The sequence below is a fragment of the Daejeonella sp. genome, from assembly GCF_044348475.1.
In the GTDB taxonomy this organism is placed as follows: Bacteria; Bacteroidota; Bacteroidia; order Sphingobacteriales; family Sphingobacteriaceae; genus Daejeonella.
The window spans coordinates 1-4,535 of sequence record NZ_JBIKSU010000124.1; the positions used below are offsets into that span (position 1 = coordinate 1).

Annotated in this window: 5 protein-coding genes; all 5 read right to left on the reverse strand. The window is 36.6% G+C overall.

Annotation, left to right across the window (positions count from 1 at the left end; all coding sequences use genetic code 11):
• Window positions 1–59: 59 nt before the first annotated feature.
• Window positions 60–575 (reverse strand): tol-pal system YbgF family protein, encoded by a 516-nt coding sequence (locus ACIQZ6_RS12040; protein ID WP_395811428.1) that lies wholly within the window; start codon window positions 573–575, stop codon window positions 60–62.
• Window positions 576–578: 3 nt separating this feature from the next.
• On the reverse strand, window positions 579–1,283 hold the full coding sequence (locus ACIQZ6_RS12045) for a response regulator transcription factor (RefSeq protein WP_395811430.1): 705 nt from the start codon (window positions 1,281–1,283) through the stop codon (window positions 579–581).
• Entirely contained in the window at window positions 1,273–2,148 is an 876-nt protein-coding gene (locus tag ACIQZ6_RS12050; protein WP_395811432.1) for a sensor histidine kinase, read from the reverse strand. Before ACIQZ6_RS12050 ends, ACIQZ6_RS12045 begins: the two co-directional genes overlap by 11 nt.
• Entirely contained in the window at window positions 2,145–3,524 is a 1,380-nt protein-coding gene (gene hemL, locus ACIQZ6_RS12055; protein ID WP_395811434.1) for a glutamate-1-semialdehyde 2,1-aminomutase, read from the reverse strand. Before hemL ends, ACIQZ6_RS12050 begins: the two co-directional genes overlap by 4 nt.
• A 356-nt stretch (window positions 3,525–3,880) precedes the next feature.
• The coding region (gene hemB, locus ACIQZ6_RS12060; RefSeq protein ID WP_395811436.1) for a porphobilinogen synthase at window positions 3,881–4,535 on the reverse strand (655 nt) is incomplete at its 5' end.

Genomic DNA, 4,535 nt, shown 5'->3' on the forward strand with positions numbered 1-4,535 from the left:
TGTACTTTTTGAAAATGCAGCCCTTAAAAACAGGCTGTTATGTATGTTATTCTCGCTCACTATGCTTTTTTAATTTCAGTTTCGATCTTTTCAATAATATTTTTTACTCTCAACGATATTTTAAATGTTTTTGCCATTTCAACGTATGCTCTGGCGCGTTCAACATCTTTCTTACGCAGGTTAATGTTAGCCAAATGTACCAGAACAATAGCTTTATCATTCTGATTTCGTAACGGAAATTTACTGGCAATTTGAAAATGCTTTTCAGCTTCATCATAATTATGCCTATGAAGTTCCAAATTCCCATAAATAAACTCATAAAAACCTCGCCTATGCTTACCTAAACGATCGGGGTCTTCAATCTCCTTAAGAAGAACCTCAGCTTCATCGTAGTTTTTGGCATGGAATGCTCTGGCTGCCATAATCACTGTTCCTTCGCGAAAATAGCCCCAAATTAGCAGGCCTATACCGATAATAATAACTCCTGATATTTCATAAACCTGCTGAATGATAGTCCATCCAAGCAAAAGTATTGCAATTCCAATAACCCAAAGGCGGGCCTTTTTAGTAAACATTTTTTAGTTATTATCTATAAATTTATATCCAACCCCACGGATTGAATGAAAATAAGTCGGATTTTTTTGATCAGGCTCAAAATACTTACGGAAGGTCAGAATAAAATTGTCAATAGTCCTTGTTGATGGATAAACGTCATAATTCCATACTGTTTCAAGAATTTGCTCTCTTGAAACTGCCTCATTACGACGCTCAATCAAAAGTTTTAATAACATGGTTTCTTTCTTGGTTAGCGGGGTGATTGATCCGTCATCACTTTTTAATTCAAATGAGTTAAAGTAGATTGTTTTATCTCCAATCTTGTACGAATTTAATTCCTTCAATTCATCTCCTTTTAAGCTTCGACGTACAAGATTTGCAACTCTTAAAATCAATTCTTCCAAATTAAATGGCTTCACCAAGTAATCATCAGCGCCTTTTTTCAAACCCATCACACGGTCTTCACTCGTATTTTTAGCTGTCAAAAACATAATAGGAACTTCTGAATTTTCAAGTCTTATTGTTTCTGCTACCTGGAATCCGTCAATCTCGGGCAACATCACGTCAAGAATCACTAAATTAAAGCGCTCTTCTTTGAAAATTTTTAAAGCTTTTTTTCCATCCGTTGCAGTTGATACTTTGTATCCTTCCATTTCCAGATTTAATTTGATAGCTTCTAAAAGATGCTCTTCATCTTCTACCAGTAGAATTCTTTGTTTAATTGGCATTTGCGTTGAATATTACTTCGAAAATAGTTCCCGAAGGGTTGTTGTTTCTAACTTTTATAAGAGCCTGATGCTTATCAAGAACTTGCTTTACTATGAATAAGCCTAAACCTGTTCCTTTAGTTTTTCGTGTCTCTTCACTCCCAACTCTATAAAACTTTTCAAAAATACGTGATTTTTCCTGATCATTAATACCTATACCTAAATCAGCTACGATAAAGTAAATCTGATCACCTTTTTGCTTCAAACTTACCTTAACTTCTTCGCAAGGTGGTGAGTATTTAACAGCGTTCTCGATCAGGTTTGTAACCACTGATGTTAAGGCAAATTTATCGCCATTAAGAAAAATAAAGGGTTGAACAGATGTTTTGATGACCTGCAAATTACAGGTATGTAACTGGAGTCGTCCAGCAACTGAATTGACAAGCTGCGAAAAATTAAACTGCTCTTTTGGAAAAGTGTACGACTGATTTTCAATCTTAGTAGCAATGAGCATGTTCTCAACCAGATCATCAAGTCGTTCAATATCCTTTAATGAATTTTTCAAAAATGAATTCTGCTGTTCTGGATCCAGGTCCCTTTTTAGAATGGTCTCCAGATATAATTTTATGGATGCTAGAGGCGATTTCAACTCATGTGTTACAGAAAGTAAAAAGTTTTTCTGTTGTCTATGTAACTCCCTTTCACCTTTAATTGCCTTGTGCATGTAATAAACCCCAACAATAAAAATGAAAATAAATACTGCGCCTTCTCCCAATATCATAGCTAAGCTATCAGGCTTTGCAGCGAACAATAGCCTACCCCACCAAATTACCTGAAGTACAGTGTAAATGATTAGACTATAAAATATTAGGAGTGGTCTTTTCATGAATGGGAACCTCTGAATACGATATCTAAACTCTCAAAAATAGCTCGCTTTGCTTTTTCAAGTTCAATCTTAGAATGTGCTGAAGAAACAAAACCAACTTCATATCCTGATGGGCCAAGATAAACTCCTCTATTTAACAATTCACGATGCATAATCTTGAATTTTTCCATACTAGCTGCATCGATCTCATCAGCAGTGCTGATGCTTTCACGATCTGTAAAGGCAAACCAAAAAATAGACCCAATGGTAAATACTTTAAACTTATAATTATTGGCTGTTGCGTAACGCTGAATAGACTCGGTAAATTCAAAGGTCTTATTATTCAGATCTTTATAGAAATTAGATTTTGACAGCTCTGTCAACTGAGCAATTCCTGCAGCCATCGCAACTGGATTACCTGATAAGGTTCCTGCCTGGTAAACCGGACCATCTGGAGATATCATTCCCATGATCTCTTCTGATGCGCCATACATCCCCACAGGCAAACCACCACCAATGATCTTTCCATAGGTAATAATATCAGGCTCTATTTTATAATATCCCGCTGCACCTTCAAAACCAACTCTAAATCCTGAAATCACTTCATCAAAGATCAGCAGCGATTTATTTTTTGTACAGATTCTGCGAAGAAATTCAAGAAATTCTTGGGTTTGAAGTAATAGTCCGTTATTGGCTGGAATTGGCTCAATAATTACCGCCGCTACCTGATCTTTAAATTGGTCAAATGCTTCTTCTACAGCCTGCTTATTATTCAAAGGAATAACAATGGTTTCTTCGGCAATTGATCTTGGTATTCCGGCAGATGAAGTTTCACCAAAAGTAACCAGACCTGAGCCTGCTTTTACCAATAAAGAATCAAGATGGCCATGATAACAACCTTCAAATTTGATAATTTTGTCGCGTTTAGTATAGCCCCGTGCTAAACGTACTGCCGACATCACCGCTTCGGTTCCAGAACTGGTAAATCGAAGTTTACGGATATAACTATTATTTTTAAGAATAAGTTCGGCAAGTTGATTTTCAAGAGCAGTAGGAGCACCAAAGCTCATACCGTTCTGCATTACCTCAATTACCTTTTCACGAACAGCTGAATTGTTATGTCCAAGAATCAATGGCCCCCAAGAAGCACAGAAATCAATAAACTGATTGCCATCAGCATCCCATATAAAACAGCCATCACCTTTTTGTATAAACAAGGGAGTACCATGCACAGACTTAAATGCCCTGACAGGCGAATTTACTCCCCCAGGAAAATATGTCTTTGATTTTTCATATAATTCTGCTGATTTTTCTCTTGAAATATCTGGTTTAACCGTAGAGTTAACCGTTGTTTCTTCATCAGAGCCTGAAAATATTTTCTTTATTGATTCTAACATTTTAATTATTTAAAAAATATGTTGTCAGTTATCTGTTATCTGTTGTCAGGTTAGGAGGATAAAATATGTTTATAAACTATTAAACATTCTGCTTTATTTTCAATTCAAATGCCGGCAGGATGCCAAAGCCAAACGCTACCAACCTCCTAAATTATCGCATGACTATTAAACTAACTAACAACTAAATAGTATTGAGTATTGAGTACTAACTAACCAACTAACAACTAACCAACTAACTACTAACCAACTAACTACTAACCAACTAACTACTAACCAACTAACTACTAACCACTAACTCCTTTTAGCTTTACCCTTACCTCCATCTGATAACTGATAACCGCCAACTGATAACTCTTCTACATCCATCCTCTTTCAAGAATCTCACGGGCATGATACGTTATAATTATATTGGCTCCTGCCCTACTGAAGGCGTACATGTTTTCCATGATCACTTTCTGCTCATCTATCCAGCCTTTAGCACCTGCCGCTTTTACCATTGAGTACTCCCCTGAAACATTATAACAAGCTACAGGTAAATTTGTGCTTTCTTTCAATCGATGAATTACATCCAAATAAGCAAGTGCGGGTTTAACCATTAAAATATCTGCACCTTCTTGTTCATCAAGAGCTGATTCACGCATTGTTTCGTTAGGATTCCTAAAATCCATCTGGTATGCTTTTCGATCACCTTTTCCAGGAGCTGAATCTGCAGCCTCTCTAAATGGTCCATAATATGCAGAAGCAAATTTTATACTGTAGCTCATAATGGCGGTATTGACCATGCTATTCTGATCTAGTTTTTCACGAATGCCACGTATTCGTCCATCCATCATATCTGATGGTGCTACCATATCAGCACCTGCCTGGGCATGAACTAAGGCCATTTGCGCCAAAATATCTACAGTTTTATCATTCTGGACATAATCATTGTGTAGAATTCCGCAATGTCCATGTGTAGTATATGCACAGGTACAAACATCTGTAACCACATAAATATCATCAGCAAACGCT